General features: G+C 61.7%; 17 protein-coding genes. 12 read left to right on the forward strand and 5 right to left on the reverse strand.

Annotation, left to right across the window (positions count from 1 at the left end; translation table 11 throughout):
* Positions 1-9 precede the first annotated feature (9 nt).
* From treZ to CH92_RS11175, 6 genes are all read left to right on the forward strand, one after another.
* Positions 10-1,791 carry a malto-oligosyltrehalose trehalohydrolase gene (treZ, locus tag CH92_RS11150; protein ID WP_025241859.1) on the forward strand — a complete coding sequence of 594 codons (1,782 nt, stop codon included), beginning with the start codon at positions 10-12 and terminating at the stop codon, positions 1,789-1,791.
* Positions 1,781-3,859: a 4-alpha-glucanotransferase gene (malQ, locus tag CH92_RS11155; RefSeq protein ID WP_025241860.1), complete on the forward strand. Its 2,079-nt coding sequence runs from the start codon at positions 1,781-1,783 to the stop codon at positions 3,857-3,859. The genes treZ and malQ overlap by 11 nt, the downstream gene beginning before the upstream one ends.
* Positions 3,856-6,669 (forward strand): malto-oligosyltrehalose synthase, encoded by a 2,814-nt coding sequence (locus tag CH92_RS11160; protein WP_025241861.1) that lies wholly within the window; start codon positions 3,856-3,858, stop codon positions 6,667-6,669. The genes malQ and CH92_RS11160 overlap by 4 nt, the downstream gene beginning before the upstream one ends.
* Positions 6,666-7,058 (forward strand): DUF2934 domain-containing protein, encoded by a 393-nt coding sequence (locus tag CH92_RS11165; protein WP_025241862.1) that lies wholly within the window; start codon positions 6,666-6,668, stop codon positions 7,056-7,058. The genes CH92_RS11160 and CH92_RS11165 overlap by 4 nt, the downstream gene beginning before the upstream one ends.
* A 98-nt stretch (positions 7,059-7,156) precedes the next feature.
* Positions 7,157-9,307, forward strand: a complete 2,151-nt coding sequence (gene glgX / locus CH92_RS11170; RefSeq protein ID WP_025241863.1) for a glycogen debranching protein GlgX — start codon at positions 7,157-7,159, stop codon at positions 9,305-9,307.
* Positions 9,308-9,553: 246 nt separating this feature from the next.
* A complete protein-coding gene (locus CH92_RS11175; RefSeq protein ID WP_038622966.1) occupies positions 9,554-10,411 on the forward strand; it encodes a M23 family metallopeptidase in 858 nt (285 codons plus the stop codon).
* A gap of 12 nt (positions 10,412-10,423) precedes the next feature.
* On the opposite strand, the gene CH92_RS11180 is transcribed toward CH92_RS11175, so the two are convergent.
* Positions 10,424-10,705 (reverse strand): DUF2218 domain-containing protein, encoded by a 282-nt coding sequence (locus CH92_RS11180; RefSeq protein WP_025241865.1) that lies wholly within the window; start codon positions 10,703-10,705, stop codon positions 10,424-10,426.
* A gap of 28 nt (positions 10,706-10,733) precedes the next feature.
* The gene (locus CH92_RS11185) at positions 10,734-11,564 is read right to left on the reverse strand and encodes a DODA-type extradiol aromatic ring-opening family dioxygenase (protein ID WP_025241866.1); all 831 of its coding nucleotides are present in this window, start codon (positions 11,562-11,564) and stop codon (positions 10,734-10,736) included.
* A gap of 104 nt (positions 11,565-11,668) precedes the next feature.
* Between CH92_RS11185 and CH92_RS11190 the strand changes: the two genes are divergently transcribed.
* From CH92_RS11190 to CH92_RS11215, 6 genes are all read left to right on the forward strand, one after another.
* Positions 11,669-12,589 carry a LysR family transcriptional regulator gene (locus CH92_RS11190; RefSeq protein WP_025241867.1) on the forward strand — a complete coding sequence of 307 codons (921 nt, stop codon included), beginning with the start codon at positions 11,669-11,671 and terminating at the stop codon, positions 12,587-12,589.
* Positions 12,590-12,885: 296 nt separating this feature from the next.
* Positions 12,886-14,151, forward strand: a complete 1,266-nt coding sequence (locus tag CH92_RS11195; protein WP_025241868.1) for a zinc-dependent alcohol dehydrogenase — start codon at positions 12,886-12,888, stop codon at positions 14,149-14,151.
* 15 nt (positions 14,152-14,166) lie between these two features.
* On the forward strand, positions 14,167-15,084 hold the full coding sequence (locus CH92_RS11200; protein WP_025241869.1) for a DUF72 domain-containing protein: 918 nt from the start codon (positions 14,167-14,169) through the stop codon (positions 15,082-15,084).
* The gene (locus CH92_RS11205) at positions 15,081-15,884 is read left to right on the forward strand and encodes an endonuclease/exonuclease/phosphatase family protein (protein WP_025241870.1); all 804 of its coding nucleotides are present in this window, start codon (positions 15,081-15,083) and stop codon (positions 15,882-15,884) included. The genes CH92_RS11200 and CH92_RS11205 overlap by 4 nt, the downstream gene beginning before the upstream one ends.
* The gene (gene clsB / locus CH92_RS11210) at positions 15,881-17,119 is read left to right on the forward strand and encodes a cardiolipin synthase ClsB (RefSeq protein WP_025241871.1); all 1,239 of its coding nucleotides are present in this window, start codon (positions 15,881-15,883) and stop codon (positions 17,117-17,119) included. Before CH92_RS11205 ends, clsB begins: the two co-directional genes overlap by 4 nt.
* The gene (locus CH92_RS11215) at positions 17,116-18,150 is read left to right on the forward strand and encodes a lysylphosphatidylglycerol synthase domain-containing protein (RefSeq protein WP_025241872.1); all 1,035 of its coding nucleotides are present in this window, start codon (positions 17,116-17,118) and stop codon (positions 18,148-18,150) included. The genes clsB and CH92_RS11215 overlap by 4 nt, the downstream gene beginning before the upstream one ends.
* Before the next feature lie 79 nt (positions 18,151-18,229).
* Here the strand turns inward: CH92_RS11215 and glgB are convergent, their stop codons facing one another.
* The 3 genes from glgB to CH92_RS11230 form a co-directional block, all read right to left on the reverse strand.
* The gene (gene glgB / locus CH92_RS11220) at positions 18,230-20,446 is read right to left on the reverse strand and encodes a 1,4-alpha-glucan branching protein GlgB (protein ID WP_025241873.1); all 2,217 of its coding nucleotides are present in this window, start codon (positions 20,444-20,446) and stop codon (positions 18,230-18,232) included.
* Positions 20,446-23,766, reverse strand: coding sequence for a maltose alpha-D-glucosyltransferase (treS, locus tag CH92_RS11225; RefSeq protein ID WP_025241874.1), 3,321 nt, complete (start codon positions 23,764-23,766; stop codon positions 20,446-20,448). The genes glgB and treS overlap by 1 nt, the downstream gene beginning before the upstream one ends.
* Before the next feature lie 143 nt (positions 23,767-23,909).
* Positions 23,910-25,922, reverse strand: coding sequence for an alpha-1,4-glucan--maltose-1-phosphate maltosyltransferase (locus CH92_RS11230; RefSeq protein ID WP_025241875.1), 2,013 nt, complete (start codon positions 25,920-25,922; stop codon positions 23,910-23,912).
* Between the last annotated feature and the right edge of the window lie 217 nt (positions 25,923-26,139).

The following is a 26,139-nucleotide window of genomic DNA, read 5'->3' on the forward strand; positions in this document are numbered from 1 at the left end:
GGGTCATCAATGCACAACAGGCCTGCCCGCAACGGGCAACACGGACCGGTATTACTCGATACGTCGCGTACCCGGTTCAGGCTCTGGGCGCCAGACGCGCAAAGCGTCAGCCTAGTATTAGTCGGCGGCAATACGCTGCCCATGCAGGAAGGCGAAAACGGGTGGTACAGCATCGAGGCAGACGTCGGACCCGGAACGCATTACAGCTTTCTCATCGATGATGAACTGACCGTGCCTGACCCAGCGTCTCGCGCGCAGTCAGCCGATGTCCACGACCCGAGCGTCGTGGTCGATCCCGACGCCTATACATGGCGCAACCGTGATTGGCAGGGTCGCCCATGGCACGAAACGGTTCTATACGAGCTGCATGTCGGCGCCTACGGCGGCTACGCGCATATCGAGCAGCGGCTCCCGGCGTTGGCCGACCTCGGCATCACCGCGATCGAGCTGATGCCGCTCGCCGAATTTCCCGGCGATCGCAACTGGGGCTACGACGGCGTTCAGCTCTATGCACCCGAGGCTGCCTACGGCACGCCCGAACAGCTCAAGCATCTGATCGACACCGCTCATGGCCTCGGCCTGATGGTTTTCATCGACGTGGTCTACAACCACTTCGGGCCGGACGGCAATTACCTGCACCGTTACGCCAAACACTTCTTCCGCCACGACCAGCAGACGCCTTGGGGCGATGCCATCGATTTTCGTCGCCGCGAAGTGCGCGATTTCTTTATCGACAACGCGCTGATGTGGCTGATGGAATACCGCTTCGATGGCTTGCGCATGGATGCCGTGCATGCCATTCCGGATCGCTCGTTTCTGACTGAGCTGGCCGAGCGAGTGCATGCCGAAGCCGAGCCTGGCCGGCATGTGCATCTGGTCCTGGAAAACGAGGACAACCGCGCCAGCCTGCTCACTCAGGGTTTCACTGCCCAGTGGAACGACGATGGCCACAACGTCCTGCACGCGCTGCTGACCGACGAGCGTCAGGGCTATTACGCCGATTATCACCAGGACTCGACGACCAAACTGGTCCGTTTCCTCGGGGAAGGCTTCATCTATCAGGGCCACCAGAACCGTCGTGGCGAATCACGGGGCGAGCCCAGCGGGCATCTGCCGCCGACATCGTTCGTGCTGTTTCTGCAGAACCATGACCAGACCGGCAATCGAGCATTTGGCGACCGGCTGATCAACCTCACCGATCCCGATGCGTTGAAGGCGGCGACCACCGTTCTGTTGCTCTCGCCGATGATCCCGCTGTTGTTCATGGGCGAAGAATGGGGCGCTCGCGAGCCCTTTCTGTTCTTCACCAGCCACCACGGTGAGCTGGCCGATGCCGTGCGAGAAGGCCGCCGTGGTGAGTTCGCCGAGTTTTCCGAGTTCGCCGACGAGCACACCCGCGAGCGCATCCCGGACCCTAACGCGGTGGAAACCTTCGAGGCATCGAAACCCGACTTCGGCAAGCGGGATCGACCGGAACACACCGAGTGGCTGGCGTTGTATCGCCAATTGCTGGAAATCCGTCACCGCGAAATCGTGCCGCGACTTGAGGGCTCGCGGTTCCTGGGTGCACAGGCGCTTGGAACAGCTGCAGCTCTCGCCCGCTGGCGTCTGGGTGACGGTAGCGAGCTGCGTCTAGAACTGAACCTCAGCGATGCCGACGTCGCGGTCGAGCCAGCAAATGCCGGGGCGCGTCTGCTGCATGCCAGCCGTGCCACTGAAACCGAACCCCATTCAAGCACGCTGCAAGCGCGTTCCGCCAAGTTGTATCTGGAGACTGTTAATGAGCGATGAACGACTGAACCGTCTGGCCAAGGCAGCGGGTCTGTCCATCGACTGGGTCGATGCTGATGGCCGCGATCAGCGGGTAAGCCCCGACGTGTTGCGGGCGGTCCTTGGCGGGCTGGGCCTCGCCGCCGACAGCGAGACCGACGTCGAAACCAGCCTTGAAAAACTCGACGCCATCAACGGTACTTCTCACCTGCCCCCCTTGTTGACGCTGGACCAGGGAGCGCCACTGGAACTGAAGCAATATTTCGAGCCGGGGACAGCCTATAGCTTGACGCTCGAAGACGGCCCTGATCATCAGGGTACGCTGGATGATCAGGCACGTCTGGCAGCGATCCATACACCGGGCTACCACCACTTGGAAATCGGCGGGCAACACCTGACGCTCGCGGTGGCACCGCACGCCTGTCCAAGCGTCGAAGACGTCGCCGGCCCCAGCGCCTGGGGCCTGACCGTACAGTTGTATGGCCTGCGTCGCCCCGGTGACGGCGGGCTGGGCGATACCCTGGCCCTCGAAACCCTCGTGCGCAGCGCGGCCGCCCAGGGTGCCGATGCGCTCGGCATCAGTCCTATCCATGCAATGTTCACCGGCAATAGCCGCCAATACAGCCCCTATTCGCCTTCGAGCCGTTTGTTCTACAACATTCTTCATAGCGCACCGGAGGCAATACTCGGCGATACACCGCTGCGCATCGCCATCGAGTCCTGTGGGCTGGCCGAAGAGCTCGAGCGACTGGAGCAGCTGGAACTGATCGACTGGGACGCGGTGTCCAGAACCCGTCAGTGCTTGCTGCGGGCGCTCTATGACGACTTCGTCACCGGTGGCAATGCCCAGCGGGCCGACTTCGAGAGTTTCCGCGAAGCCGGCGGCGAAGCGCTGGAAAACCATTGCCGCTTCGAAGCGCTGCACGCGTCCTTACTTAGCGCCGAAGGCTATCCGCAACACTGGCGCGACTGGCCGGAGCAATACCGCAAACCGCAAAGCCCTGCGGTCGAGCAGTTCGCCCAGGAACATGCCGAGGACATCAGCTACCACGCCTTTTGCCAGTGGCTGATCGCGCGTGGTTTGGAGCGCGCCCAGACGGCGGCGCGTAGCGCCGGGATGAAGATCGGTCTGATCAGTGACCTGGCGGTGGGCGCCGACGGCGGCGGCAGCCAGGCCTGGAGCCGGCAGGACGAGGTGCTGGCTGCACTTAGCGTCGGCGCCCCACCGGACATCATCAATCGCCAGGGGCAAAGCTGGGGCATCTCCGCGTTTTCTCCGTGGGGGCTAAAAACTCACGGCTATCGGGCATTCATCGAGATGGTTCGCGCCAACCTGGCACACGCTGGCGGTATGCGGATCGACCACGTCATGGGCCTGATGCGTCTGTGGGTCATGCCCTCCGGCGCCGGTCCGATGGAAGGCGCCTACCTCAACTACCCCTTCGATGACTTGCTGCGACTGCTGTCGCTCGAAGCCTGGCGACGTAATGCGGTGATCCTGGGCGAGGATTTGGGCACCGTCCCCGAAGGACTTCGCGAAAAACTGGCTGATCGCGGTCTGCTGGGCATGCGTGTGCTGTTCTTCGAGCGCGACCACCAAGGCACTTTCAAACCGCCTTCACACTATCCGCGCAGCGCCATTACCACCTCCACGACCCATGACCTGCCGACCATCAGCGGCTGGTGGCAAGCCCACGACATTGACTGGCGTATCCGTGTCGGCCAGCACCAGGAACAAGAGCGACCCGGCCAGTTAGAGGAGCGCGAGCGAGAACGCGCTGGGTTGCTTCGTCTCCTGCATGAATACACGCCGGAGGTTGATGGCGACCTCGCCGCCCCGGAGGTCTTGGCGGACGCCTGCAGCGCATTCATTGGTCAAACACCGGCGCCGCTGGTGTTGCTTCCGGTGGAGGACGCGCTGTGCCTGCTGGAACAGCCGAACCTGCCCGGCACCACCGACACCCACCCCAACTGGCGCCGCCGTTATCCCGGCGACAGCGCCACGCTACTTGACGATGCGGCCTGCGCGCGTCGCCTGAAAATCCTGGCAAACGCTCGCAAGCAGACCATTGGAAATAACCATCGATGAGAGACCTTAGCGCCACGCTGCGATTGCAATTTCATCGTGACTTCACCCTCGACGACGCGACGGCGCTGGTCGATTACTTCGCCGACCTCGGGATCAGCCACATCTACGCATCGCCCCTGCTGACGGCACGCCCCGGCTCGATGCATGGTTACGACGTCATCGACCCGACACACATCAATCCCGAGCTCGGCGGCGAGCCGGCGCTGCGTCGTCTTGTCGCCGCGCTGCGTGCCAAAGGCATGGGCCTGATCCTCGATATCGTCTCTAACCACATGGCCGTCGGCGGTTCGGGCAACCCGTGGTGGCTGGACGTGCTCGAATGGGGCCGTCGCAGCCCTTATGCGCAGTTCTTCGATATCCAGTGGAATTCGCCCGATCCCCTACTCGAAGGCCAGCTGCTGGTGCCCTTCCTTGGCAGCGATTACGGCGAGGCGCTGCAGGAGGGCAAGATTCCGCTGTGCCTGGACGCCGAAACCGGTGCGCTCTACGCCGAGCACTACGAACATCGGTTCCCCATTACACCGCCCAGTTATGGCGAAGTCCTGCGGCTCACGGATAACCACGAGTTGCGCGCCCTGGCGCAGCATTTCGATGCGTTGAAAACCGAACCGGCGCCCTATCAGACGGCCCGCCAGCTGCGCGCCGACCTGGCCCGGCTGCTCGAAGACAACGCAATCCGGCAGCTCCTCGAAGCAGCACTCAAACACTACGACTCGACCACCGAAGAGGGTTTCAAGCGGCTTCACGGCCTGCTGGAACGCCAGAACTACCGTCTCGCCAGCTGGCGTACCGCTGGCGATGACATCAACTGGCGCCGATTCTTCGACATCAACGAGCTGGGCGGCCTGCGGGTCGAGCGCCCGGTGGTCTTCGAGGAAACCCACGCGAAGATCTTCGAGCTGATCAGCGAAGGCCTGGTCGACGGGCTGCGCATCGACCATGTCGATGGCCTGGCCAACCCGCGGGGTTACTGCCGACAGCTGCGGCGCCGGGTGGACCGGCTCAACGCGGCGCGGCCTGCTGAAGCCGCGCAGGCGCACGTACCCATCTATGTCGAGAAGATCCTCGCCGAGGGCGAACGCCTGCAAGATGACTGGGGTGTCGACGGCACCACCGGATATGAATTCATGAATCAGGTGTCGCTGCTGCAGCACGATCCGGCCGGCAAGTCGGTGCTTTGCTCGCTATGGAGCGAAGTGGCCGAGCGCCCGGAAGACTTTATGGAAGAAGTCCGCCTGGCACGGCAACTGGTGCTTACCGGGCCCCTGGCCGGCGATTTCGAAACCGTGGCGCAGGCGCTGCTGCAGGTGGCGCGCTACGACGTGATGACCCGTGATATCACCCTGGGCGCCATTCGCCGGGCGTTGCTGGAGCTGATCGTGCACTTCCCGGTGTACCGAACCTATATCGGCGCCCATGGACGACGAGAGACCGACGAGCCGTTTTTCCAGCAGGCGCTGGCGGGTGCGCGCACCACCCTCGGCGAGGCGGACTGGCCGTTGCTGGATTTGCTCGATCGCTGGCTCGGTGGCGAGAGCTTGCGCTCCCTGCCGCCGGGGCCAGCACGGCGAATTCGTCGCTACGCCTGCACGCGCTTCCAACAGCTCACCTCACCGGCCGCCGCCAAGGCCGTGGAAGACACGGCCTGTTATCGCTCCGGCGCCTTGCTATCGCGCAACGATGTTGGCTTCGATCCGCAGACCTTCAGCGCGCCGGTGGATGCGTTTCACGCCGAGTGTCTGGCCCGTGCAGAGCATTTCCCGCGCAATCTGCTGGCCACCGCTACCCACGACCACAAGCGCGGCGAAGACACCCGCGCCCGCATGACGGTGATCAGCGAGCGCGCTGATTGGTTCGCCGCCAAGGTGCGTCATTGGCGACAACTTGCCTATGGACAGCGACAGGAACTTGCCGACGGACCCGCTCCATCTGCAGGGGATGAAATGCTGCTGTTCCAGATTCTGCTTGGAAGCTGGCCGCTGGACCTGGATGCGGAGGATCGCAAATCCGTCGAGGCGTACGGCGAGCGGATCGTCAAGTGGCACGAAAAGGCCGTACGTGAAGCCAAACTGCGCAGCACCTGGACCGATCCCAACAGTGAATACGAAGGCGCTTGCCAGCAGTACATCAGGTCCCTGCTGCTTGACGAGCAATGCAAGACGCTGCGCACCGAGATCGCTGCCGCTGCGGCAGAACTCGCGCCGGCCGGCGCCCTGAACAGCCTGACCCAGACCTTGCTGCGCATGACCACGCCCGGTGTCCCTGACCTCTATCAGGGCGCCGATTACTGGGACTTCAGCCTGGTCGACCCCGACAACCGGCGGCCCGTGGACTTCGACCAGCGCCGCGCCACGTTCGCCCTGCAGGCGCAACCCACCGAGCTGCTGGCCAGCTGGAAGGATGCCCGCCTCAAGCAATGGCTGATCGCGCGAACTCTCGAGCTGCGCCGTGCGCAACCACGGCTTTTTACCGAAGGTCGTTACCTGCCGTTGAAAGTCGAGGGCGAGCACGCCGATCGACTGATCGCCTTCGCGCGGGAGCTGGGTGGTTCCTGGCTCATTGTCGTCGCCGCACGGCTTGCCAGCAGCCTGCTTGCCGACAGCCCTTCGCCGCAGATTCCGCCTGAGCGCTGGGGCGACACCGTCGTGCAATTGCCCGATGCGCTGAGCGGTCACGCAATGGAGCGACTTTTTGACGGAATGACAGTCACACCCACACAAGCGGGCTTACGTGCGACAGAAATTTTGAAATCACTGCCCTTGGCGCTTTTACAGTTATCTATCAGTTCAACAGGAGAATCAGAACGATGAATAAAGACGAGAAACGCATCCGCGAATTCGCTTACGACATTTGGGTATCGGAGGGGCGCCCGGACGGTCAGGACGAACGTCATTGGCAAATGGCTTGCAAACTGGTCGAAGCGGAGAATGGCAAGTCGATGGAAAAGCCTGCAAGCCGCTCGCGCAAGACGGCCACCAAACCGACCGATGCGACCCCCGCAGCAAAACCTGGCAAGGCCGCCAAGGTCGCGAAGCCCGCACAGGATGCCAAGCAACCCACGGACCTCAAGCCGGCCAAGCCAGCCACTGCGGCCAAGAGCACCGCGCGCCCCAAAGCCAAAGCTGGCACTGAAGCGGCTGAAGGCACCCCCGCGGGTGTGAAGAAAACCCGCGCGCCACGCGCCAAGAAAGATAGCTGAACCCGACGCCGCGGCCCCGATTTGGCTATGACACCAATCGCGGCCGCGGCGTTTTAGTGCCTTGAACAGCCCAACCAAGAGCTGCCATCGGAGATTTCATGAGTAGAAAAAAACCTGCGGCGCCTCAGATTCTGATCCCTTCACGCATTCGCGAAGGGCTTCCCTTCCCGCTTGGCGCCACCTGGGATGGGCTGGGCGTCAATTTCGCGATCTTTTCCGCGAACGCGACCAAGGTTGAGCTGTGCCTGTTCGATACCGATGGCGAAACCGAGCTCGAACGCATCGAGCTACCCGAATACACCGACGAGATCTGGCATGGTTACTTGCCCGACGCGCATCCGGGTCAGATCTACGGCTATCGCGTGCACGGCCCGTACGAGCCCGACGCCGGTCATCGTTTCAACCCCAATAAACTGCTGATCGACCCTTACGCCAAGCAATTGGTGGGTGAGCTGAAATGGTCCGAGGCCCTGTTCGGCTACACCATCGGACACGCTGACGCCGACCTCAGCTACGACGAGCGCGACAGCGCGCCCTTCGTACCGAAATCCAAGATCATCGACCCGGCATTCACCTGGGGGCACGACCGTCCCGTGCAAGTGCCCTGGGACCAAACCATCATCTACGAGATTCACGTGCGCGGCTTCACCATGCGCCATCCCTCGGTGGCCGACGACATGCGCGGCACTTTCGGTGGTTTCAAAGCGCCGGAAGTGATCGATTACGTGCGCAAGCTTGGCGTCTCGTCGATCGAATTCCTGCCGATCCATGCCTTCGTCCAGGACCAGCACCTGCTGGAAAAGGGCATGAGCAACTACTGGGGCTACAACAGCATCGCCTTCTTCGCGCCGCACCCTAAGTATCTGGCCAGCGGCAAGATCAGCGAGTTCAAGGAAATGGTCGCGCACCTGCACAATGCCGATCTGGAGGTCATTCTCGATGTGGTCTACAACCACACCGCCGAAGGCAACGAGCTGGGCCCGACGCTGTCCATGCGCGGCATCGACAACGCCTCCTATTACCGCCTGATGCCGGATGAAAAACGCTACTACATCAACGACTCCGGGACCGGCAATACGCTGGACATGAGCCATCCCTGCGTCGTGCAGATGGTCACCGATTCGCTGCGCTACTGGGCGCAGGAAATGCACGTCGATGGCTTCCGTTTCGATCTGGCGACCATCCTCGGACGTCAGCACGACGGCTACGATGAGCGCCATGGCTTCCTGGTGGCCTGTCGTCAGGATCCTGTGCTGGCCAAGACCAAACTCATCGCCGAGCCCTGGGACTGCGGTCCGGGTGGCTATCAAGTTGGTGGCTTCCCTCCAGGCTGGGCGGAGTGGAACGACCAGTACCGCGACACAGTGCGCGCGTTCTGGAAAGGTGACGAAGGCCAATTGCCCGATTTCGCCAGCCGCCTCACCGGTTCCGGCGATCTGTTCAACCAGCGCGGCCGGCGACCATTCAGCTCGGTCAACTTCATCACCGCCCATGACGGCTTCACCCTCAGGGATCTGGTGTCGTACAACGAGAAGCACAACGAAGACAACGACGAGGACAACCGCGACGGCAGCGACAACAACATCTCCTGGAACCATGGTGTCGAAGGCTCCACGGACGATCCAGAGATCAATGAGCTGCGCTTCCGGCAGATGCGCAACTTCTTCGCCACGCTGCTGTTCTCTCAGGGCACGCCGATGATCGTAGCGGGCGATGAATTCGCCCGGACTCAGCACGGCAACAACAATGCTTATTGCCAGGACAGCGAAATCGGCTGGGTCAACTGGGATATACCCGAAGACAGTCGCTCGTTGCAGGCTTTCGTGCGCAAGCTGATTCGTCTGCGCCAACGTTATCCGATGCTACGTCGCGGGCGTTTCCTGGTCGGTGCTTATCACGAGGAGCTGGGTGTAAAAGACGTCACTTGGCTGGCTCCGCACGCCGAGGAAATGACCGTCGAGCATTGGCAAGACGGCAATAACCGCTGCATGGGCATGCTGCTCGATGGCCGTGCGCAGCCGACGGGCATCCGCCGGGCCGGTTCGGACGCGACGCTGCTGATCATCGTCAACTCGCATCACGACATCGTGAACTTCACCCTGCCGGAAGTGCCCCAGGGCATCTACTGGAACCGCCTGATCGACACGAATACCCCCAACGCACGGGCCGAGCGGTTCGAGTTCAGCGATGAGTACGCATTGACCGGCCGTTCGCTACTGCTATTCGAGCTGATCAAGGAAGAGGAATAGCGTCGACTGGCGGCCAAGCTTCGCTCACGAGACGTCCGGGCCCTGGTTTACGGGGCCCGGACGCCTCTGCACGACCGTCGTGGCGGGGCGCGTCATCGACGCTCAATCGTTCGTTGGATATCGACGTGCGGTAGTGAACGCCATTCCCTTCCTTTAGTCCCAACCCCAGCGCGGCATCCATGAAACCCGACGGATTTGTCCTGCCCGCCGCAGGCAGGTTGTCCCATCCGTGACGGATCACACCTTATGGCTTCGACTCGGCTGACCATTTCAGTTGCTCTGCTGACCTTCTGTTCCGCCACTGCCCTGCCCGCCCAGGCTGGTGGCACCATCACCAACGCGACGCTACCGGCTGCCAAACCCGGGAGCGTGCGATTGCTTGTGAATCGAGCCGGCTCCGGCAAGGCGATGGACGTGCACAACGATACGGACGTGCCGGTAGAAGTGGTGTTACGCCTGACGCGTCTGGTCAATGTCGCGGGCGTCGGCAAGGGCGTCGTTCGCCAGACCGTGCCCGCACGCACCCGCATGCGTGTCGCCACCTTGCGCAAACGGCAACCCGGTTACCCGCTGATGTATCAGCAGTCGTTCAGCTACTCCCTGATCTACTCGCCAGAGCCAGGCAAAAAAGGCTCGGTGGGTGGCTACGCCTATGCCTTACCCTGGAAAGGTGGGCCGTTCCGCATTTCCCAGGGTGCCGGCGGGGATTACAGCCACAACTCGCCAAAAGGCCGCTATGCCGTCGATATAGCCATGCCGGTGGGCACGCCGATCGTTGCCGCGCGCGCAGGTACGGTACTCGAGGTGCGCAATAACCAAGGCGGCCGCCTGCCTGATCCGGCGGGCAACCATGTGCGCATTCTTCATGATGACGGCACCCACAGTGCCTATCTGCATCTCAAGCGCGGCTCAGTGCAGGTGAAAGCGGGACAGCAAATCAAGGCTGGCGCCCTGCTTGGCCGTTCTGGCAGCACCGGGCGCAGCACCGGCCCGCATCTGCACTTCGTGGTGCAAAGAGCCTATGGCGATTCGATGGTATCGATCCCCTTCCGCTTCTCCCAACCGGTCAGTGCCCTGCCGAACTTCGCCCGCAACGACCCGTAAGCGCCGACGCGATCAGCGCTGCCAGACGAAGTTGAAGGTCTCGTCCGCTGACATGCGCTGGAGGTGGTCGGCCACCACGGTTTCCATTCGCGTCAGCTGCGCTTCGTCTTCGGTTTGCACTTGCGCGGTCAGGCTCCCAGTGCCAGCAGTCAGCAGGCACTGGGCTTCGCCGAAGGCAATACGGCCCTGTTGATCGTCGAAGCTGACCTCGAACTTGTGGCTCCAGTGTTTGCAAAGCCGGCGGATCAGGCGGCTGGGGTTGGATGTTTCGATCTGTGCAGTGGAATTAAGCATGTGAGTTCCTGACTCAAAGGCTGATCACTCAGCCGAACTGGTAGGCCGACAAGGTCGTTTGCATGACCCGGTCGGAGAATATTTTGCGTCCCGGACTGTTTGCGCCGGCGCCAGCGGCCACCATGAGCGGCAACAGGTGTTCTTCGCCGCGTGGCGGATGGCACTGACGTGCCGATGGAGCATCGGCCCACTGCTGCAACAGCGCGTCGCGCCGGGCTGGCGAGGCGCTGACGGCTTCGCTCAGCCAATGATCGAATACGTCCGAGATCGCCGCGAAACGCGGGTCGCCGTAGCCCCGCATGTTGTGAAAGCTCATACCGCTGCCAACGATCAGCACGCCTTCGTCACGCAATGGCGCGATGGCGTGGCCGATATCGAGATGGGCCTGAGCATTCAGGTCGCTGCGCAACGACAACTGCACGACCTGCACGTCCGCATCCGGAAACATCAGCTTCAACGGGATGAATACACCGTGGTCATAACCGCGCTTCGGGTCTTCGCCAGCGGCAACCCCCGCCTGGCCAAGCAGTTCTACCAGGCGTGCCGCCAACGCAGGATCGCCTGGCGCCGGATAACGCAATTGGTAGGTGTGTGCTGGGAAACCGCCGTAATCGTAGATCAGCTCCGGACTGACGCTAGCGGTCACCGTCACCTGGCGCTCCAGCCAGTGGCCGGACACCAGCACGATGGCACGCGGTCGCTGCGGCAGCGTCGCAGCGATGCCCTTGAGGAACCCCGCCATCCTGTCCCAGGCATCGACCGGGTCCCATTGCATGAAGAAACAGGGGCCGGCGCCGTGCGGCACGAACAAGGTCGGCATGCGCTCCGGTGCTGGCGTGCTGTCGTGCTGGCGGCTCATGTCATCGTCTTCCTCGCGAATGAGGTGACAAGTATGGATTACACTTCGTTTGGCTTTAACAAGGCAAAACGCCTCAACAGTTCCAACTGAGAGTAGGAACCGAGATGCTCGACCGAATCACCGGAATGCGCGTGTTCGCCCGGGCCGCCAGCGCTGGCAGCCTCTCCGCCGCGGCGCGGCATCTCGGGCTTTCACCTGCGATGGCAACCAAGCACGTCGATGCCCTGGAAGCCCGGCTCGGCGTCAAACTGTTCCATCGCAGCACGCGGCGCCTGAGCCTCACGGCAGCTGGCAGCAGCTATCTTGAAGCATGCCTGCGACTGCTGCCGGAGATAGACGAGGCCGAAGCGAGCATCGCCTCGCAGCGGGTCGACGCCTCTGGCCTTCTGCGGATGAACGTGCCGCTATCGTTCGGCACTCGCTTCATCGCTCCGCTGATGCCGGGGTTCAGCCGGCGCCACCCTGCGGTGAAAGTCGAGCTGGGGCTGACCGATAGCCAGGTGGATCTGATCGAAGGCAGCTGGGATATGGCCGTACGCATCGGCCGTCTCACCGACAGCCCTCTACAGGCCAGGCGCCTGGCGGACTGCCCAATGCTGGTGTGCGCTTCACCCGGCTATCTGGCGCAGCATGGTGTACCGAAGCGGGTCAGCGACCTGTCCCGGCACAATTGCCTCGGCTACAGCCTGTCGACGCTGTCGGGTGGTCGCGAGTGGGCGTTTGGCCCCGCCGGTGAGTTCCGGGTGCCCATCCAGGGCAATCTGGTCGCGAACAACGGGGCGGCGCTGGTGGCCGCCGCAGCAGGCGATCAGGGCCTGATCTACCAACCGCAGTTCATCGTCGCCGCCGCGTTGAGCCGAGGCGAACTGGTAACGGTAGAGCTGGATCAGCCATCGCTTGGGCTCGGCGGCATCCATGTGGTGTATCCACCCGACCGCCGCCCGCCGGCCAAGGTGCGCGCGATGATCGACTACCTTGTCGATGCTTTCTCCGGCGAGGTGCCCTGGGCTGCAGCGCGCCCCTGATATCTCGCCTCACCCTTCCCTTCCGGTCGCAGCAACCCACACCTGCCATGTAGCCCCATCGCCCCAAACACCGGCGCAGCGGGCGCGCATGCGCGTCTGATTGAAAAAAAGATGAACCGCGAAAGCCACGATCAGTCCGAATGAAGGTGCACCTGTTCGGCGCAGCGTGCCGCTGGACGACTCGCCGGCTACCGCCGGGCCGATCCGCAGGAACGCCGTCCGGCTGACCCACTAACAGGACGTCACAACCATTCACACCGTTCGAGCCTCCAGGCTTGAACGGTGCGGGAGTAGCCATGAAAGCTGTCGTATACCACGGTGTCGGCGATATCCGACTTGAGGACGTAGCCGAGCCACGCATCGAAGCGCCTACCGACGCCATTGTTCGCATCACCGCCTCAGCCATCTGCGGAACCGATCTGCATTTCGTTCGCGGGACCGTCGGCGGAATGAAGCCTGGCACCATTCTCGGCCACGAGGCCGTAGGTATCGTCGAGGAGTTGGGCGAAGACGTCCGTAACCTGCAAATCGGTGATCGGGTGGTGATTCCGTCGACCATCGCCTGTGGCAACTGCTCCTATTGCCGTTCCGGCTATTTCGCCCAGTGCGACGTCGCCAACCCGAACGGCAAAGAAGCTGGCACGTCCTTTTATGGCGGCCCATCCCAGACGGGGCCATTTCACGGCTTGCAGGCCGAGAAAGCGCGTATCCCCTTCGCCAATATCGGTCTGGTCAAGCTGCCTGCGGACGTCAGTGACGATCAGGCCATTCTGCTTTCCGACATTTTCCCGACCGGTTATTTCGGCGCGGAAATGGCCGAGATCCGCTCGGGCGACACCGTGGCGGTGTTCGGCTGCGGGCCGGTCGGCCAGTTCGCCATTGCCAGCGCCAAACTATTGGGTGCCGGGCGCGTGTTCGCTATCGACCAGTTCGAGGATCGACTGCGTATGGCTCAGCATCAAGGCGCGGAAATCATCGATTTCAATCGCGAGGATCCCGTCGAAACGTTGAAGCGGCTCACTTCCGGAATCGGCGTCGACCGCGTGATCGACGCGGTTGGCATCGACGCCGAGCACGGTTGCTGCGGCGGCAAACCGGCCGATGGAGCGCAGTCCGGTCAGGGTGGGCAATGGCAGCCCGGCGATGGGCCGGCACAGGCGCTGGAATGGGCGGTGCAAAGCCTGGCGAAGGCCGGCACGCTGTCGATCATCGGTGTCTATCCACCGGACGCTATGACCTTTCCCATCGGCATGGCGATGAACAAGAACATCACCATGAACATGGGCAACTGTCACCACCGCAAGTACATCCCGCGGCTGATCGAAATGATCCAGGCGCGGCGCATCGACCCGGCAAAGATTCTCACCCAGATCAAGCCGATGACTGACGCTATCGCCGCCTTCGAGGCGTTCGATCGGCGCGAACGCGGCTGGATCAAGGTGGAGTTGCAGCCACAGCGCGGCCACTCGGCAGGGGCCGGATCGGAGGAGAACGTGGTCGACCAGGCGGTTGCCGACACCTTCCCCGCCAGCGATCCGACCAGCATGCAGAACCCGCGGTAATAACAGGAGCAGGCGATGGCGGCCATCCATATCGGAATTTCGGGCTGGCGCTACGCACCCTGGCGAGGCGATTTCTATCCCAAGGGCCTTACCCAGAAGAACGAACTCAGATTCGCCTCGCGTGCGGTCAACAGCATCGAGATCAACGGCTCCTTCTACGCGCTCCAGCGCCCTGAACTGTACGCCGCCTGGTACGACGACACCCCGCAGGGCTTCGTCTTCAGCGTCAAGGCGCCGCGCTACATCACGCATGTCCTGCGCTTGCGCGATGTGGAGAAGCCCATCGCCAACTTCCTCGCCTCCGGCGTACTGGCACTCAAGGACAAGCTCGGGCCGATGCTCTGGCAATTTCCCCCTTCGCTCAAGTTCGACGCCGAGCTGTTCGAAACCTTTCTCGGATTACTGCCACACGACACCGAGGCCGCGCTGGAAATGGCCAAAGGATGCGAGGCGCGAATGGACGACCGCAGTTATCTGCAGATCGACCGCAAGCGCCGGCTGCGCCACGCCTTGGAGATTCGCAATCAAAGCTTCGTCGACCCCGCGTTCGTTGCGCTGCTGCGCAAGTACAAGGTCGCTCTGGTGGTGGCCGACACTGCCGGCAAATGGCCCTACCGTGAAGACCTCACCAGCGATTTCGTCTATATCCGCCTGCACGGCGCCGAGGAGCTATACACCAGCGGCTACAGCGAAGAAGCGCTGGACAACTGGTGCCAGCGCATCACGCTCTGGAACCAAGGCCGGCAACCCGACGACGCCCACCTCATTACCGACGACAAGCCCGCGTCACGCAAGGCACGGGAGGTGTACTGCTATTTCGACAACGACGTGAAGGTCCGAGCGCCCTACGATGCGCGACAGTTGTTGCGCCGGCTCGGACTGGAGGAAAACCTGGAGACCACTCCGGGCCACCTGGAAGGAGCATTGGCTTGAATCTGGACAAAAATCACCCTCTCGACAGCAGCGATCTGGACGCGCATCTGTCCACGGCGGTCAACGCGGTTCGTCTGCTGACCGTCAACACGCACAAGGGATTCACCGCGCTCAACCGGCGATTCATCCTGCCGGAGCTGCGCGAGGCGGTCCGGGCAGTATCGGCCGATGTCGTGTTCCTGCAGGAGGTGCTGGGCACGCACGAGAAGCATGCCCTGCGTTTTCACGACTGGCCAAAGATGTCGCAGTACGAATTCCTCGCCGACAGCATCTGGACCGACTTCGCCTATGGCCGCAACGCGGTCTACCCGGACGGCGATCACGGCAATGCCTTGCTGTCGAAGTTTCCGATCACGCGCTACGAGAACCTCGACATTTCTATCGCCGGGCCCGAGCGCCGGGGCTTGTTGCACAGCGTGCTGCAGGTACCGGGACATGAGGAGTTTCATGCCATCTGTGTGCACCTGGGCCTGCGCGAATCGCATCGACAGCAACAGCTCGGCCTGCTGTGCGAGCTCCTCGATTCGCTGCACCAGGACGCCCCGGTGGTGGTCGCCGGCGACTTCAACGACTGGCGGCTGAAGGGTGCGCAGATCCTTGACCGTTGCGCCGGTATGCACGAGGTCTTCGCCGTAGCACAGGGCAAGGTGGCCAAGACCTTTCCGGCGCGCTGGCCGATGCTGCGCCTGGATCGCATCTATGTACGCAATGCCACGAGTCACAAAGCGCGGATCCTCGGTAACAAACCTTGGACGCACTTGTCCGATCATCTGCCCTTGGCGGTGGAGATACACCTATGAATTTTCACTGGAGAGACGGGAATCGCCTTCAGTTGCTGGAAAACGGCGAGGAGTTCTTCCCCGCCGTGTTCGAGGCCATTGCGGCCGCAGAAAAGGAAGTCCTGCTGGAAACCTTCATTTTCTTCAAGGACAAGGTGGGCCAGGAGCTGCAGAAAGTCCTGATCGCCGCAGCCGAACGTGGTGTCAGCGTCGATGTCACCGTAGACGGTTATGGCTCGGCTGACCTGAACGGCGATTTCGCATCGGCAATGGCGCGGGCCGGCGTACGCATCCACATGTTCGACCCAGGCAAACGGCTGCTCGGCAAGCGCGTCAACGTGTTCCGCCGCATGCACCGCAAGATCGTTGTGGTCGACGGTCAGGTCGCCTTCATCGGGGGGATCAATTTCTCTGCCGATCACCTGGGTGACTTCGGCCCGGCAGCCAAGCAGGACTACGCGCTGCAGGTCGAGGGTCCGATCGTTCACGACATCCATCGCTTCGCCCTTAGCACCATCGCGCCGAACCAGGCGAATCGGCGCTGGTGGCATCGACGGGTGCGTACGCAAAGCAACGGTTACGTCGGCGTCAGCCGGGGCGAAGCGCGTGCGCTATTCGTGACCCGAGACAACCATAACCACCGCAACGATATCGAGCAGCACTATCTACAGGCGATCCGTGACGCTCGCTCGCGGCTGGTGATCGCCAATGCCTATTTCTTTCCCGGCTATCGGGTACTGCGCGAAATCCGCAACGCCGCCCGGCGCGGCGTGCGGGTGCGACTGATCCTTCAGGGCCAACCGGATATGCCGATCGCCAAGTTCGGCGCGCGCATGCTTTACAACTACCTGATGAACGACGGCGTCGAGATCCACGAGTACTGCCGTCGGCCGTTGCACGGCAAGGTCGCGCTGGCCGATTACGAATGGTCGACGGTGGGTTCGAGCAACCTCGATCCGCTCAGTTTGTCGCTCAACCTCGAGGCGAACCTGATTATTCGTGACCATGCGTTCAACCGTCAGCTGCACGAGAACCTGGACCGCTTGCTGCAAGAGGATTGCCGGCGCATCCCACTGGAACGCATCATTCGCGGTTATTGGTGGCGTGCACCGTTGGCCTTTTTCATCTTCCACTTCCTGCGTCATTTTCCCCAGCTGGTCGGCCTGTTCCCTGCACACCGCCCCAGGCTGCAACTGATCGACCCGGAGCCGCTCGAGCCCAATCCTCCGGCTCCCTTGCAACGAGACCATCAATGAGCGGGCCCCATGACGCGTCCCGCGCTGGTTGGCGAGGGCGCTGGCCGCTGATCAAAAAAGTCCTTACGTACGTCTTCTTCGTGCTGGTCGCCGGGCTGCTGGTGGGTCTGGCACGCAATGTCGACTGGAACGAGGTCTACCGGACGCTGAGCAACTACAACGCGCGAACGCTCTGGCTCGCGGGTGCCGCTACCTTTGGCAGCTATGCCGTGTATTGCTGCTTCGATGTGCTCGGCAAGCGGTACGCGCAGCACGATCTGCCGGTTCGACAGATTGTGCCGGTGACCTTCGTTTGCTACGCATTCAACCTCAACCTGAGCGCCTGGGTGGGTGGTATAGCTCTGCGCTACCGGCTGTATTCACGGTTTGGTTTGCGCGCCTCGCAGATCACTCGCGTGTTTACCCTGAGCGTGCTCACCAATTGGCTCGGCTATATCTGGCTGGCCGGGCTAATCTTTTCGTTGGGTTGGATCACCCCACCGAACAACTGGGAGATCGGCCATACGGCGCTGCGGGCGCTCGGTGCCGGTTTGCTGGTGGTCGCGCTGGCATATCTCTGGGCGTGCGGCTTCTCCAAGCGACGTCACTGGACGATACGCAAGCACGAGATTCATCTGCCATCGCTGCGACTGGCCGTCTTGCAAATGCTGCTGGGCGCTGCGAACTGGGCGCTGATGGCACTCGTGGTCTATTTCATGTTGTCGCAGCAGGTCCCCTACCCCACGGTGCTGGGGATCCTCATGATCAGCAGCATCGCGGGTGTAATTGCTCACATTCCGGCGGGCTTGGGTGTGATCGAAGCGGTGTTCGTGGCCGCCCTGGGCAACGAACTCAGCAAAGGCGCGATCGTTGCCGGCCTGATCGGCTACCGTGTCGTCTATTTCCTGGTGCCGCTGTGCTTGGCCACTATTCTCTACGTCGTGCTCGAAGCCCGGGCGAAGAAGCTGCGCGCCGGCAACGAGGCTCAACCCAGCGAAGAAAAGGCGTCGGAAGAGCATCCTTCTGGCGCCCAGAAAGCGGTCAGTCGCTAGACGGACGAAGACAAAAAAGCCGGGACGATAACATCGTCCCGGCTTTTGTCTTTTCGGCGCCCGGTTGGACGCCTGGTCGTTACACCTGCGGCCGCAGGATGATCACTCCAAGCGGTGGCAATGTCAGCGAGAGCGATACGTCCTGCCCATGCGTCGGCACCGACTCGGCCAGCATGCCACCCCCATTGCCCACGTTCGAGCCGCCGTAGCACTCGGCGTCGCTGTTGAAGATTTCCAGCCAGCGGCTGTTCACCGGCACACCGACCCGATAGCCCTCGCGCACCACCGGGGTAAAGTTGCCCACGACCAGCAGAGGATGCCCCGTCGCGCTCTTGCGCAGCCAGGCGAACACGCTGTTGGCGCGATCATCTCCGATCAGCCACTGGAAGCCCTGCGGGTCGCTGTCCAGCTCATGCAACGCCGGCTCCTGGCTGTATAGACGGTTGAGGTCACGCACCAGGTTCTGCGCACCCCGATGATCGGCCTCCTCGAGTAGATGCCAGTCCAGCTCGCGGTCATGGCTCCATTCGCGCCATTGGCCGAACTCGCTGCCCATGAACAGCAGCTTCTTGCCCGGATGCGTCCACATGAACGACAGGTACGCGCGCAGATTGGCGAATTTCTGCCAGCGATCCCCAGGCATCTTGTCGATCAGCGAGCCCTTGCCATGTACCACCTCGTCGTGGGAAATCGGCAGCACGAAGTGCTCCGAGTAGGCGTAGACCATGCCGAACGTCAGCTTGTCATGGTGATACTGGCGGTTGATTGGATCCTCTTGAATGTATTTGAGGGTGTCGTGCATCCAGCCCATGTTCCACTTGTAGGCAAAGCCCAGTCCGTCTTCGGCGGTCGGCTTGCTAACGCCCGGAAACGCCGTGGACTCCTCAGCGATGACCAGGGCCCCAGGCGTCTCGGTGGCTACCACGTCGTTCAAGTGGCGCAGGAATTCGATCGCTTCCAAATTCTCGCGACCGCCGTGACGATTGGGAATCCACTCGCCTTCCTTGCGTGAGTAGTCGCGATAGAGCATCGAAGCCACTGCGTCGACACGCAATGCGTCGACGTGGAATTCACGCAGCCAATGCAACGCCGAGGCCAACATGAAGCCGTGCACCTCGGTCCGTCCGAGGTTATAGATGTAGGTGTCCCAATCCTGATGGAAGCCTTCGAAGGGGTGCTCGTATTCGTACAGCGCCGTGCCATCGAACTCGCCCAGGCCGTGGGCGTCGGTCGGGAAATGCGCAGGAACCCAGTCGAGGATCACGCCGATGCCGGCGTTGTGGCAGGCATCGACGAACGCGGCGAAATCATGTGCCGTACCGTAACGAGCGCTGGGCGCGAATTGCGACAGCAGTTGATACCCCCAGGAGCCACCGAACGGGTGTTCCATGATCGGCATCAGCTCGATATGGGTGAAGCCCAGGTCCACGACATAGGGAATCAGCCGTTCGGCCAGTTCGTGCCAGTCGTACAGCCGGCCATCGTCACCGCCTTCCCGGCGCCAGGAGCCCGCATGCAATTCGTAGATGGACATCGGTGCCTGCAGCGATTGCCGCGCAACCCGCTGCTGCAACCAGGCGTCATCTTTCCATTCGTATTCCAGCGGATGCGAGATAACCGAAGCGGTTCCCGGCGGCAGCTCGGTGGCCAACGCCACGGGGTCGGCCTTGAGCGGTAGGATCCCGTCCGGTCCGAGAATCTCGAATTTGTAGCGGTCGCCGGGTTGCAGACGCGGGATGAAAATTTCCCAAACCCCGGATGGGAAACGCAGACGCATCGGATGCCGTCGCCCGTCCCAGTCGTTGAAACTGCCAACTACGGAGACTCGTCGGGCGTTGGGTGCCCAAACAGCGAAGCGCACACCCTGCACGCCGTCGACGTCCATCGGCTGTGCACCGAACACGCGACCGATCTCCCGATGGTTGCCTTCGGAGAACAGGTACATGTCCATCTCGCCGAGCTGTGGCCCGAAGCTGAACGGGTCTTCGGTCACCTGCTCGCCGCCTGCCCAGCGGACCTTCAACAAATACGGCTGCGGATTGGTCAGCCGGGTAAAGAAGAACCCAGGCACTTGGCCCTGCTCCATTGCGGCCAGTACGCGGCCACCGGAGCGCTCCAGCACCTCCACGCCGAGCGCGTTGGGCAGATAGGCCCGCACCACCAGCCCATCCCCGTCCGGGTGTGGGCCGAGTATGGAAAACGGATCGCCGTGTTCGGCGCGAACCAGCGCATCCACGTCGGCATCGCTGGGCAGCAGGGTTTCCCCGGGCATGGTTACGACCGGTCGATCAATCATTAGGAACCTCCATTGGAAATCTGTTGTGCCAGAACTGCGAGCCCTTGCAATGGGACAGACAGCCAGGCCGGGCGGTTCTCTGCTTCATAGGCCACTTCATACGCGGTCTTTTCCAGGCTGAAGAGTGCCAGCGCAGCATCGGCACCGGCGTCATCTTTCCAGGCGTGCGGCATTTGCGCTGTTGCCTCGCGATAGGCCTCGAGAAAGACGTTACGTGCGCTCTGTTGGTAGGTGTCGGAAATATTGCGTCGCGCCAGGTCAGCCGCTTCTGAGCTGTCGCTGGATTGAGCGTTGCGCAGGGTCATTGCCGTGGCGTACTCGAAAGAGCGCAGTACGCCCGCAACGTCTTTGAACGGGCTCAGCTTGCTACGCCGCTCTTCTAGCGAACGCGCAGGTTCGCCTTCGAAGTCGATGAAATACGCGTCGCCCTGCGCAACCAGGATCTGGCCGAGGTGCAAGTCGCCGTGGACGCGTGTACGCAACCCGCCGAGGGTTCGATCAGCGAGTCGCTTGACCTCGGCCACCAACCCCTTGCGCTGGCCAAGCAGCTGATCCACCAGCGCTGTGGATTTACGATCCAGATCGCCCCGACGAGCCTGCAGCAGATCAAGCGCATGCTCGACCTGCGCAGAGATCAACTGAGTCCACTCCTTCGCGTCGGCCGCTTTGGTGGGTTCGGCGGCAAACGCCTGGTTGTCGGTCTGCACCGCCAAGGTCATGTGCATTTCGCCGAGACGCTGGCCAAGCAACCTATTGAAGGCCTCGAGTTCTTCCAGCGCACTGAACTGGTTCTCATGCAGCGAAACGCCACCGGCAATCTGGTCGCGCACTGCGCGATCCAGCGTGTTGAGCGTCCACTCCCAGGCATCGCCCTGGTTGTCGAGGAAGCGTTGCACAACCATCAATGCGTACTGCTCGCCGCTCTTATCGAAGCGGCTCACCTGGCCCAGCATCGCAGAGATATGCGTGAAGCCCTGCTCGGTCAGGAAGCCGCCCATTTCCAGTTCAGGGTGCATGCCGGCCGATACTCGGCGAAGCACTTTGATCATCATGCTGCCACCGATGATCGCAGAGCTGTTCGATTGTTCTGCAGTGAGGTAACGCACCTCGGCATCGGCCGGCAATTCCATCTCGGCGAGCTGTGCCATAGGCTGGAAGCGGATCTCGCCGTCGCCACATGGCAGCACTTGCTCTTCGCGCAGCCCCTGGATGACTCCCAGGACGAACTGGTTGAGGGCGAACGCATCGGTCAGCAGACCGACCTGTGGGCCGCGGCGGACACGCGCCATTGCCAGTTGCTGCGGCAGCGCGATATCGAAATCCGCCTCGCCGAGGAAACCCAGCGGCAGTTGGTAGAGGTCAGTGCGCCCGCCTGCATCGACCGCGATTTCGCTCAGCAACACGGGCTTTTGGGGATCGCCAAACGGCACGCTGTAGCAAATCTTGATCGAGTTGATCGATGCATCCTTGCTGGCGAACCAACGCCGCTTCGGCAGGTAAGCCGGAAGCGACTCGGTTTCAAGAATACGTTTGTTCGCCGTTGTCAGCGTGTCCAGACGCTTGAGCACAAGAGTTTGGAAGTCAGGCATGGTTTCCACCGGTTCCTGGTGCCAGCTGGGCATCTGATGACTGGTCGCCAATTGGAACCAGTAGAAGCCGAACGGTGGCAACGTCAGAAGATAAGGCAACTGGCCGATAGGCGGGAACGCACTGCCGCCGACCATTTCCACCGGCACCATGCCGGCGTAGTGCGACAGTTCCAGTTCTGCCGCTTGGGCAGATCGCGAAACGTTGGCGACACAGAAAATCGTTTCGGTTTCACCGGTACCTGTCGTGAACTCACGGACGTAGGCGAGAATTCGGCGGTTGCTGGGTGCGAGCATTTTCAGCGTGCCACGGCCGAACGCCTTGAATTGCTTACGAATTGACAGCAGACGCCGCGTCCAGTTGAGCAAGGAATGCGGATCGCGCTGCTGCGCTTCGACGTTGATCGCCTGATAGCCATACAAGGGGTCCATGATCGGCGGCAGCACCAGGCTTGGCGGGTCGGCGCGAGAAAAACCACCGTTGCGGTCCACCGACCACTGCATTGGCGTGCGCACCCCGTCGCGATCACCAAGGAAGATGTTGTCGCCCATGCCGATCTCGTCACCGTAATAGATCACCGGCGTACCAGGCATCGACAGCAACAGGCTGTTGAGCAATTCGATGCGCCGGCGATCGCGCTCCAGCAACGGTGCCAGGCGCCGACGAATGCCAAGATTGATCCGCGCGCGCTTGTCCGAGGCGTAGTAGTTCCAGAGGTAGTCGCGCTCCTTGTCGGTCACCATTTCAAGCGTCAGTTCGTCATGGTTACGCAGGAAGATCGCCCACTGACAGTTCTCTGGAATGTCCGGGGTCTGGCGCAGAATATCGGTAATCGGGAAACGGTCTTCCTGGGCCAGCGCCATGTACATGCGCGGCATCAGCGGAAAGTGGAATGCCATGTGGCACTCATCGCCAAGTCCGCCATCTTCGCCGCCAAAGTACAGCTGGGTGTCTTCCGGCCATTGGTTGGCTTCTGCCAGGAGCATGCGGTCCGGGTAATTGGCATCGATCTCGGCGCGAATCTGCTTCAGCACCACATGGGTTTCCGGCAGGTTCTCGTTGTTAGTGCCGTCGCGCTCTACGAGATACGGGATCGCGTCCAGCCGCAACCCATCGATACCCAGGTCGAGCCAGTAACGCATCACACTGAGCACCGCTTTCATAACCTGCGGGTTATCGAAATTGAGATCCGGCTGATGGGAATAGAAGCGGTGCCAGAAGTACTGCTGGGCGACGGGGTCCCAGGTCCAGTTCGAGACCTCAGTGTCGAGGAAGATGATCCGCGTGCCGTCGTACTTTTCGTCCGTATCCGACCAGACGTAGAAGTCCCGGGCAGCCGAACCCTTCTTCGCCTTACGCGCGCGTTGGAACCAAGGGTGCTGGTCCGAGGTGTGGTTGATGACCAATTCGGTTATCACCCGCAGCCCGCGTTTGTGCGCTTCTGCAATGAATCGCTTGGCGTCGGCCATGGTCCCGTAGTCGGGATGCACACCGCGGTATTCGGCGATGTCGTAGCCGTCATCACGGCGTGGCGAGGGATAGAATGGCAACAGCCAAATGGTGTTGACGCCGAGATCGGCTATGTAATCGAGCTTCTCGATCAGGCCCTGAAAATCGCCGACGCCGTCGTTGTTCGAGTCGTAGAACGATTTGAGGTGGACCTGATAGACCACCGCGTCCTTGTACCAGAGAGGATCCTTGATAAAGGCGGCTGGTTTACGCGCTTTGGCCATGTTCTCGTTCCTTTCACGACCTCCAGAACCCGTTACATCAAGGCACCGGGTGGAGACTTAAAAAGTGCACCGGCACTAGAATATGGATTAGCTAATCCATATAACCTGCTGATACTTAAAGGCAATTAAACATGTTCTAGAATTTACCTTAAGTCAGGGTCTGGGGCGTCAGCAGTGAGTCGCCAGATGCCGAACGGTAGGTGCCAAGGCTCGATACGCATCCACTGCGACTTGCCGTACCAAGTCCAGCGATGCCCGTTCATAAGGTCTTCGCCTCGGGTTTCGGCATTGTCGGGCAGTCCCAATTCCCACAGTGGAAGTTCGAAATGGGCTTCCTGAGCGTTGTGAGGATCGAGGCTGATGGCGATCAAAATGAAATTGGAGCGATCCGGCGTACGTTTGCCGAAAAACAGGATGTTGTCGTTATAAGCGGTGTACGCGCTGAAGCCGAGGTGAGTCTGCAGCGCAGGGTTTTGCCGGCGGATGCGGTTGAGCTGAGCGATCTCGGCAACGATGTTACCCGGCGCGTGATAGTCGCGCGGACGGATCTCGTACTTCTCCGAGTCGAGGTATTCCTCCTTGCCGGGAATCGCGGCGGATTCGCACAGCTCGAAGCCCGAATACATGCCCCAGAGCCCTGAGCCCATGGTCGCCAATGCCGCACGAATGAGGAAGCCGGGGCGACCGGAGTCGTGCAGGAAGAACGGATTGATATCCGGCGTGTTGACGAAGAAGTTCGGCCGGTAACAGTCGCGCAGTGGCGGCTCGTTGAGTTCGGTGAGGTACTCGCTCAGCTCCGCCTTGTTGTTGCGCCAGGTGAAATAGGTGTAGCTCTGGTTGAAGCCAACCTTGCCCAGACGCGCCATCATCGCGGGGCGAGTGAACGCCTCGGAGAGGAACATGACGTCCGGATCGCGCTCACGGATGTCCGCGATCATCCACTCCCAGAACGGCAGCGGCTTGGTATGCGGATTGTCGACACGGAAGATCTTCACGCCTTGCTGCACCCAGTGCCAGACCACGTCGCGCAAAGCGATCCACAGGTCCGGCATGGCATCTTCGGCGTAGAAATCGACGTTGACGATGTCCTGGTATTTCTTGGGTGGGTTTTCCGCGTAGCGGATCGTCCCGTCCGGTCGCCATGAGAACCAGCCCGGATGTTCCTTCAGCCAGGGATGGTCCTGGGAGCATTGAATGGCGAAATCGAGCGCGATTTCCAGGCCGTGCTCGCGCGCAGCGGCCACCAGCTCGCGGAAGTCTTCGAGCGTGCCCAGCTGTGGATGCACGGCGTCGTGGCCGCCCTCCTCGCTGCCAATGGCATAAGGACTGCCCGGATCGTTTGGGCCGGCGTTCAGCGTGTTGTTGCGGCCTTTACGGTGCTGCCGTCCAATGGGATGAATCGGCGTGAAATAGAGCACATCGAAGCCCATGTCGCGGATCGATGGCAGACGCTTGTGCACATCACGGAAGGTACCGTGGCGATTCGGGTCATCGGTTTCGGAGCGCGGAAACAACTCGTACCAGCTGGCGAACTGGGCCAGCGGCCGTTCGACTTCGAGGGGGAATACCTGGCTCTGACTGCAATGCTCCCGTGGATCGGCATCGGCCATGACGGCGGCGGTCTCTTCAGCCAGCAGAACCGACACGCGCTCGTCGTCCAGGTGCGCCGTGCTCAGACGGTGCAACAGATCATCGATGATGGCCTTGATTTCGCCGTGAGTACGGCCGCTGGCCCGCTCCAGCAGCAAGCGTCCCTCTTCCAACTCCAACTGCACCGGCACACCGGCGGCATGCTTCTTGGACAGCTCGTAACGATAGGTCTCGTAGATGTCCCACCAGGCTTCGATCATGAATTCATGGCCGGCGACCTGCGTCGGGGTGAAATGCCCTTCCCAGCTGTCATTGCCGATCAGCTTGAGCCTGGCACGGCGCCAGCTGTCTTCTTCCTTGGTCCGCCAGCAGATCGCGGCGGCGAGCTGGTCGTGGCCGTCGGCGAATATCTTGCTGGTCACATTCACCGGATGGCCGATGATGGCCTTCGCAGCGAAACGCCCACCGTCGAGCACCGGCTCGGTCGACTCGATGGCGATGCGCGGCATTTTCAATGCTTGTTCCAATCGAGGGTGAATCGTTGCGTGGGGCTGTGTATCGGTCATCGAGCGGGCTCCTGCGGCCTGAGTCGTTGCGATACGGCAAACCAACCGCGGCGGAGGCGGCGACCGTTCGGGTTGAATTTGCCGTGTGAAAACCCGCACTGCAGGCTTTCATGGGCTCTGTTCTTCCGAACCAACGGAGGCTGTAAAGTTCAGCAGAACAGACCGCTGCGGTGCAGCTGAATGTCGCGGTACGACGGCTGTCGGAAACTGCAACGCG

Source organism: Stutzerimonas stutzeri, assembly GCF_000590475.1.
GTDB classification, from domain to species: Bacteria; Pseudomonadota; Gammaproteobacteria; order Pseudomonadales; family Pseudomonadaceae; genus Stutzerimonas; species Stutzerimonas stutzeri_D.

Excerpts from the sequence above, each read along its gene's own strand:
- glgB (WP_025241873.1), bottom strand. The coding sequence starts at position 20,446 with ATGATTGATCGACCGGTCGTAACCATGCCCGGGGAAACCCTGCTGCCC.
- clsB (WP_025241871.1), top strand. The coding sequence starts at position 15,881 with ATGAATTTTCACTGGAGAGACGGGAATCGCCTTCAGTTGCTGGAAAAC.
- CH92_RS11190 (WP_025241867.1), top strand. The coding sequence starts at position 11,669 with ATGCTCGACCGAATCACCGGAATGCGCGTGTTCGCCCGGGCCGCCAGC.
- treZ (WP_025241859.1), top strand. The coding sequence starts at position 10 with ATGCACAACAGGCCTGCCCGCAACGGGCAACACGGACCGGTATTACTC.
- CH92_RS11200 (WP_025241869.1), top strand. The coding sequence starts at position 14,167 with ATGGCGGCCATCCATATCGGAATTTCGGGCTGGCGCTACGCACCCTGG.
- CH92_RS11180 (WP_025241865.1), bottom strand. The coding sequence starts at position 10,705 with ATGCTTAATTCCACTGCACAGATCGAAACATCCAACCCCAGCCGCCTG.
- glgX (WP_025241863.1), top strand. The coding sequence starts at position 7,157 with ATGAGTAGAAAAAAACCTGCGGCGCCTCAGATTCTGATCCCTTCACGC.
- CH92_RS11185 (WP_025241866.1), bottom strand. The coding sequence starts at position 11,564 with ATGAGCCGCCAGCACGACAGCACGCCAGCACCGGAGCGCATGCCGACC.
- CH92_RS11175 (WP_038622966.1), top strand. The coding sequence starts at position 9,554 with ATGGCTTCGACTCGGCTGACCATTTCAGTTGCTCTGCTGACCTTCTGT.
- malQ (WP_025241860.1), top strand. The coding sequence starts at position 1,781 with ATGAGCGATGAACGACTGAACCGTCTGGCCAAGGCAGCGGGTCTGTCC.
- CH92_RS11165 (WP_025241862.1), top strand. The coding sequence starts at position 6,666 with ATGAATAAAGACGAGAAACGCATCCGCGAATTCGCTTACGACATTTGG.
- treS (WP_025241874.1), bottom strand. The coding sequence starts at position 23,766 with ATGGCCAAAGCGCGTAAACCAGCCGCCTTTATCAAGGATCCTCTCTGG.
- CH92_RS11230 (WP_025241875.1), bottom strand. The coding sequence starts at position 25,922 with ATGACCGATACACAGCCCCACGCAACGATTCACCCTCGATTGGAACAA.
- CH92_RS11160 (WP_025241861.1), top strand. The coding sequence starts at position 3,856 with ATGAGAGACCTTAGCGCCACGCTGCGATTGCAATTTCATCGTGACTTC.
- CH92_RS11215 (WP_025241872.1), top strand. The coding sequence starts at position 17,116 with ATGAGCGGGCCCCATGACGCGTCCCGCGCTGGTTGGCGAGGGCGCTGG.
- CH92_RS11195 (WP_025241868.1), top strand. The coding sequence starts at position 12,886 with ATGAAAGCTGTCGTATACCACGGTGTCGGCGATATCCGACTTGAGGAC.